The sequence below is a fragment of the Dokdonella sp. genome (assembly GCF_039926425.1).
Classification (GTDB): Bacteria; Pseudomonadota; Gammaproteobacteria; order Xanthomonadales; family Rhodanobacteraceae; genus Dokdonella_A.
Map to the genome: position 1 here is coordinate 1 of NZ_JBDSWZ010000210.1, position 6055 is coordinate 6055.

General features: G+C 64.3%; 7 protein-coding genes. 4 read left to right on the forward strand and 3 right to left on the reverse strand.

Annotated elements, in window-relative coordinates; all coding sequences use genetic code 11:
- Nucleotides 1–437: DUF72 domain-containing protein (locus ABIV12_RS12260; protein ID WP_348059674.1), on the reverse strand; the 437-nt coding region annotated here is incomplete at its 3' end.
- Between the two features lie 112 nt (nucleotides 438–549).
- Between ABIV12_RS12260 and ABIV12_RS12265 the strand changes: the two genes are divergently transcribed.
- Both ABIV12_RS12265 and ABIV12_RS12270 read left to right on the forward strand, forming a co-directional pair.
- A complete protein-coding gene (locus ABIV12_RS12265; protein ID WP_348059662.1) occupies nucleotides 550–1194 on the forward strand; it encodes a Pr6Pr family membrane protein in 645 nt (214 codons plus the stop codon).
- 71 nt (nucleotides 1195–1265) lie between these two features.
- Nucleotides 1266–2528 carry an NAD(P)/FAD-dependent oxidoreductase gene (locus ABIV12_RS12270; protein WP_348059664.1) on the forward strand — a complete coding sequence of 421 codons (1263 nt, stop codon included), beginning with the start codon at nucleotides 1266–1268 and terminating at the stop codon, nucleotides 2526–2528.
- A gap of 162 nt (nucleotides 2529–2690) precedes the next feature.
- Here ABIV12_RS12270 and ABIV12_RS12275 read toward each other — a convergent pair whose 3' ends face one another.
- On the reverse strand, nucleotides 2691–3134 hold the full coding sequence (locus tag ABIV12_RS12275; RefSeq protein ID WP_348059666.1) for a VOC family protein: 444 nt from the start codon (nucleotides 3132–3134) through the stop codon (nucleotides 2691–2693).
- Nucleotides 3135–3217: 83 nt separating this feature from the next.
- Complete coding sequence (locus tag ABIV12_RS12280; protein WP_348059668.1) at nucleotides 3218–4051, reverse strand: helix-turn-helix transcriptional regulator; 834 nt, start codon at nucleotides 4049–4051, stop codon at nucleotides 3218–3220.
- Nucleotides 4052–4149: 98 nt separating this feature from the next.
- Here ABIV12_RS12280 and ABIV12_RS12285 point away from each other — a divergent pair, with 98 nt between their 5' ends.
- Nucleotides 4150–4431 carry a GNAT family N-acetyltransferase gene (locus tag ABIV12_RS12285; protein ID WP_348059670.1) on the forward strand — a complete coding sequence of 94 codons (282 nt, stop codon included), beginning with the start codon at nucleotides 4150–4152 and terminating at the stop codon, nucleotides 4429–4431.
- Between the two features lie 260 nt (nucleotides 4432–4691).
- Nucleotides 4692–5405, forward strand: coding sequence for a CsgG/HfaB family protein (locus tag ABIV12_RS12290; RefSeq protein WP_348059672.1), 714 nt, complete (start codon nucleotides 4692–4694; stop codon nucleotides 5403–5405).
- Nucleotides 5406–6055: the final 650 nt, after the last annotated feature.

A 6055-nucleotide genomic window follows, 5' to 3' on the forward strand; every position in this document is an offset into this window, starting at 1 on the left:
TGGGGCAACGCGTCAAGAAACGCGGCCAGGTCATCCTGTTCGAACGCCTTGTGCGCGGGAATCTGCCAGTTGACCGGGCCCAGTCGATCCCCGAGTTCGGCCAGGCCACCCTCGACGAACTTGCGAATCGATGGACCTGCGTCAGCGAGTCGCTTCCTGTCCGTCGTGAACCGCGGCGCCTTCAGCGAGAACACGAATCCGTCCGGTGTTTCGGACGCCCATTTCGCATAGGTTGCCGGTTTCTGGGCACCGTAGAATGTGCCGTTGACCTCGATCGCGGTGACGTGGCGACTGGCGTACTCGAGTTCCCGGCGTTGCACCAGCTTCGGCGGATAGAAATTGTTGCGCCATGGCGCGTACGTCCAGCCTCCGATGCCGACGCGGATGCCCGCGGCTGCGGCCCGCGCAGAAATGGTTCCATCCGGTTTCGATTTCATCGCCACGTCATCTTCCGTTGCATGCACGCCCTGTGCGCGGACGTCGCCACCGCAGGACGTTTGCAAGGATAAGATATCGCGCCCGGCGCTGCTCCCATCACAGGTTGTCCCCATGACCGGTCGATCACCGAGTCGTCGCTTCGCCGCCGTCGTCGCGCTCACCGCCTGGTTCGCCCTCGCGTTGCAGTACGTCCTGATCATCGTGTCGCCGGGCGACGGCATCGGGCCACTGCTGGCGACATTCCGGTATGTCGCGTTCTTCACGATCATCAGCAATGTGATGGTGGCACTGACGGCCACGTTCGCGGTTCTTCCCGGCAGCTCGTCGGTCGCGGCGCTCTTCCGCAGTGCACGCTTACGCGGATGCACTGCGTTGTGCATCGGCATCACGCTCGCCATCTACCACTCGATCCTCGCGGCGACGTGGGATCCGCAGGGCGCGCAGTGGCTCGCCGACGTGACGCTGCACTACGCGGTTCCGCTGCTGTACCTCGCATGGTGGTTCCTGTTCGCGCCGCACGGCGAGCTTGGATGGTTCGACGCCGTGCGCTGGTTGCTGTTTCCCGCGGTCTACGTCACCTGCGTGCTGCTGCGTGGCGCGTGGCTGCACGAGTATCCGTATCCGTTCATCGACGTCGACGCACTGGGTGCCGCCGCTGTCGCGCGCAACGCGGTGGGCGTCGGTCTCCTGTTCCTGGTCGTCGGCCTCGCACTGGTCGCGCTCGATCGATGGCGGGCGCGGTCCGTCCGTGCATGAAACCCGTCGGTTGATCGACACAGCGCGACGATCGTGCACAATGTCCGTGACGACCCCACTCCTGGCCGCCCATGACCCAGCCACTTCAACCTCATGTCGTCATTCTCGGGGGCGGTTTCGGTGGGCTCTGGGCCACGCGCGCGCTGGCGTCTGCGCCAGTACGGATCACACTGGTCGATCGCACAAACCATCATCTGTTCCAGCCGTTGCTCTATCAGGTCGCGATGGCTGGGCTCTCATCGCCCGATATCGCCGCACCGCTGCGGCACATCCTTCGCCAGCAGCGCAACGTCACCGTCCTGATGGACGAGATCCTCGCGATTGACGTTGCCGCGAAGCATGTGAATCTGGCGAGCGGTCGAGTTGGCTACGATTATCTGGTGGTGGCGACTGGCGCGCGCCACGCCTACTTCGGTCACGACGACTGGGCACGGTTCGCGCCCGGACTGAAGAATCTGGACGATGCGCGATTGATTCGCCGTCGGATGCTGGAAGCGTTCGAGCACGCTGAGCTCGAATCCGATCCGCTCATACGCGCCGAGTGGCTCAACTTCGTCATCATCGGCGGCGGGCCGACCGGCGTCGAACTCGCTGGCACGCTCGCCGAGATCGCGCGCCACACGTTGCCACGCGAATTCCGTCGCTGCGATCCCCGCACCGCGAATGTCCATCTCGTCGAGGCGGGACCGCGCGTGCTCGCGTCGATGCCGGAATCGTTGTCGGCCAAGGCCAAGGCGCAGCTCGCGCGTCTCGGCGTCAGCGTCGACACCGGTCAGGCGGTGACGGGCATCGACGAACGCGGCGTCGCGCTCGGTGAGCGTCGACTCGATGCGCGCACCGTGCTCTGGGCAGCGGGCGTCGCGGCATCGCGACTCGGCTCGCAACTCGGAGGTGAAACCGATCGGGTCGGGCGCGTGAAAGTGTTGCCCGACCTCTCGGTGCCCGGACACCCGGACGTGTTCGTGGTGGGCGATCTTGCCAGCGTGACGCAGGACGGCGTTCCGGTTCCGGGGGTCGCACCAGCCGCGAAGCAGATGGGCGCATACGTCGCTGACGTCATTCGGAACCGGCTTGCCGACCGCGAATCGCCCGCGTTCCACTACCGCGACTTTGGCAACCTCGCCACTGTCGGCCGGCTCGCGGCCGTCGTCGATATCAGGGGACTGCGGATTTCCGGCGCGCTTGCATGGTTTTTCTGGCTGTTCGCGCACATCTTCTTCCTGATCGGCTTCCGCAACCGCATCGTCGTTTTCATCGACTGGATCTGGTCGTATTTCACCTATCAACGCAACGCGCGCATCATTATCGGCAACTCGAAGGATCACGATTCCTGACCGCCCTCGTTGGTGATCGACGGTCGGATGCGGGCGGGGAAGACGCTCCGTGGAATCTTCGAACGTCGCTGTTGCGCGAAGGCCGCGATGGACTGGAGCAACACACCCATCGCATCCGCCTGGATCTTGTCGCGCGCTGGTCGGATCTTCGCAGGGGTGCCGTCAGCTCTGGGTCGTCGCAACCCACGGGTCATAGCTGCCGAACCACCATAGATGCCCCTCCGGATCCCGGCACGAATAACCGGTGCCGCCGTAGTCCTTGGTTTCCAGTTCATCGACAATTCTCGCGCCCGCCGCCTTTGCACGCGTGTAATGCGCGGCGCAATCGGAGACGATCACGCAGGGGCATTGCGATTCACGGCCACCGATCTCGTCCGGCTGTGCGATGTGCGCGCCGAAGCCGCTCTTGTTCTCGACCGACCCGAGCATGATCATGCCGTTCCCGAACACCAGTTGTGCGTGATGGACGACCCCGTTGTCGTCGGCATGCACCACATGTTTTTCGAATCCAAACGCATCGCACAGCCATTCGATGGCTTTGAGCGCGTCGCGATACCTCAGGCAGGGAATGATGGTTGCAACAGTCTTGGCGGCAAAAGTTGGCATGGCGAGTCCGTCTGATCGGTCGATGCTGCGAGGCTAACCGCGATCCGTACGGCGGTCTTGTAGATTTCGGCAATGTGCCGTGCTCACGTCTTTTCAGTCGTCCGAGCGAGCGGCACGTGATTCACATTCTGTCCGCGCAGCGCGAGGTATGCCGTCGGCGTCATGCCCGCGAATTGGCGAAACTCGCGCACCAGATGCGGTTGGTCATGGAATCCGCAATCCGCGGCAATCCGCGACCACTCGATCGGACCGCCTTGCCGGCTGTGCGTCAGCACTGCGCGGAACCGTTGCATGCGCGCGTATTGCTTGGGCCCGATACCGACCTGCTCGCGGAACAACGTTCCGAATCGGCGCGGCGAAAGGCCGCTCGCGGCAATGACGGAGCCCACACGCTGGATCTGCGGCGCACTGTTGATGGCGCCGAGTGCGAACCGCACCGACGCGTGGACGACGGTGCTCGTGCAGTGAGCACGCAACCACGTTTGCAGCACGTCCAGACGCGCCGTCGCTGTCGGCGTATTCAACAAGCGCTGGCGGAGCGCTCGGCCAGAGGGTCCGACCAGATCCTCCAATGCGGTATGCCGGCTGGCGAGTCGGTCCATTGGTTCGCGCAGCAGCGAAGTGGCGCCGCCAGGCGGGAATATCACGCCCATCACTGCAATCTGTTCGGTTGAATCGATGACGAAGCTGTGGGTGAACTGGCCACTGAACACGCACCCGGGGGACCGTTCGCAACGCTGCGCTGCGTCGTCGCTGTAGACGCGCGTCTCGTCGTCAAGGAGATTGATGATCAGTCCCGAACCCGGTTGTGGCAGGATCCGCTCCAGTTGGAAGTCGCCCGGTTCGACGCGCCAGTCCCAGATCAGGTCGACCGCATGTCGGATCGAAGGCGCGGCAACGGTTGTGGTGAATGTCATGGTGCGCGATCCTCCCGGTGCAGCGAGCCTACACCGGCTTGCAGGTCCTTCAATACGGGCAGCGTCGATTCTTCGCCCTCAGCGAGTGGGAGAAACGGATGACTGAAAACGTCATCAGGAACAACGCCGCGAGTCGCTTCGAGACGACCGTCGACGGCGTGCTGTGCGTGCTGGACTACCGCCTCGACGACGGCGTACTGACGATCACGCATACCTCCGTGCCCGACGACGTCGGCGGGCGGGGGATTGCCGGCGGGCTCGTCACCGCGGCATTCGACACGGCACGTCGGGAGAAGTGGAGGGTCGTCCCGGCATGCAGCTATGCCGAAGCATGGGTCGCCAAGCACCCCGACTACAGCGATCTTGTCAGCGCCAGATAACGTTTTGCGAGGATGAACGCGTTGTCCCGCTCGGCATCCGGCCTGCCAGGTGCGCGGCAGTCGATGCAGTGATGCGGTTCTCATAACGCCTGTGGACCATGTCCCGTCCCTTCAGCGACCTGGGGCACGGCGCACGGTTTCGGGTTTGCTAAACTGGCCTGAACAGGTACCGGCGAGATCCTGCGCGTGCCCTCGGGCAGCGCAGAATTTCCGCGACGGGGCATGGGCGTTCAAGATTGAATCCACTGGGAGAGGTCGTGATGAAGAGCAAGTTGATGTTGGCGGTCGTGCTGCTGACGAGTCTGTGCGGTGCGGGCAGCGTTCTCGCGGCGGGGAAGCCGTCGATCGGCGTCGCTGAATTCAAGAACGAGTCGTCGGCCGGCTGGTGGCGTGGCGGAGTCGGCTGGGAATTATCCGGCATGCTGTCCAATGAGCTTTCCAGCAGCGGAAACTTCCGCGTTGTCGAGCGCGCCAAGCTCGAGAAAGTGCTGGAGGAACAGAACCTGGCCGCGTCCGGCCGCGTTCGGTCGGGCACTGGCGCGAAGATGGGTCAGGTGACCGGAGCGGAATATCTCGTCTTTGGCACCGTGACCTCGTACGAAGAAAACACCGCGAGCACGGGCGGCGGTCTCAGCTTTCGTGGCATTTCTCTCGGCGGCAAGAAGTCCGAAGCATATGTGCGCGTTGACGTGCGGGTGGTCAATGCCACCACCGGCGAAGTCGATTTTTCGCGTGCGATCGAAGGCCGCAGTTCGGGTGGCGGCATGTCGGTCGGTCTGTTCCGCGGCGGCTTCGGCGGCAATCTCGCGCATGAGGAAAACACCCCGGCCGGAAAGGCGATCGGTGCGGCCCTCGTCGAAATCAGCGAATACCTCGACTGCGTGATGGTCGTTCGCGGCAGTTGCGAGTCGGAGTTCAACGCGAAGGAACAGAAGCGTCGATCCGGCGACAAGAAGGCGCTCAAGCTCGACTGATTGCGCCAGCGCTTCCGTTCTTCAGTCAAAAAAAACGGCGGAGAAATCCGCCGTTTTTTTTGCGCGCCGGGATTCTCAGCGCGGCGTCCGCGGTCCGCGCCGGTTACCGCCCGGCCCGCGCGGGGCGGACGAGTTGCCATCGTGGACTGAATTGCCGGGCGATCCGCCCTGCTCCGGCCGGCGAGGGCCAGTGTTTGGTCGCGGTCCGCGCGCGTTCTGCGGACGCGGCTGATAAGGACTGGTTGGCGCCGCCGTATTGCCATTGCGGTCGCGCACCGAATTGCCGGGCGAACCGCCGTCGTTGTAAGGCTTGCGCGGGCCGTTCCCACGGGGTGCGTTCGGATTCTGCGGGCGTGCAGTGTTCCCGCGAGGAGCTGCATTCGGATTGTGCGGCCGCGAGGTATTGCCGCGAGGCGCATTCGGATCCTGTTGCGGGCGCGCGCGGTTACCGTGCGGAGCGTTGGTGTTGCCGCGTGGACCAATCGGGTTTGGCGAGCGCGGCTGGAACGGTCCGGGCTGCGCCGTATTGCCATGGGCATCGCCTCCTCCCGGTCGCGCACCGCGACGCGCGCGGCCGGGCTGCCCATTGCTGTCGGGAAACCAGCTCCGCAACACCGCGGGACTGAGTCCCGGCTCGGCGTACGCAGCGT